This window comes from Flagellimonas lutimaris (genome assembly GCF_051494225.1).
Lineage (GTDB): Bacteria > Bacteroidota > Bacteroidia > Flavobacteriales > Flavobacteriaceae > Flagellimonas > Flagellimonas lutimaris_A.
On sequence record NZ_JBNPYE010000042.1, the window covers coordinates 1 to 264 of the forward strand.

The window sequence follows — 264 nt, forward strand, 5'->3', positions numbered from 1 at the left end:
AAGGGTCTTGTGGGTCCGTGCCATCCTCATTCTCTTTTTCGTTGGTCACACCATCGCCATCACAATCTGCTTCTAGATAGTCGCCACTTTGTGGAAGGGTAATACTGTCAGGGTTATAATCACATGGATCCAATGGGTCTGTTCCATCCTCGGTCTCATCGCCGTTGGTAACCCCATCCCCATCACAGTCGGAGTTGTTCCAAGTCGAATCAGGGTCAACCGTTTGGCTATCCAGCACAAAATCACAAGGGTCTTGTGGGTCCG

Annotated in this window: 1 pseudogene; it reads right to left on the bottom strand. The window is 50.4% G+C overall.

Annotated features, from left to right (window positions below):
• Positions 1–264: pseudogene (locus tag ACQQ5U_RS19460) on the bottom strand (hypothetical protein); the annotation flags it as partial.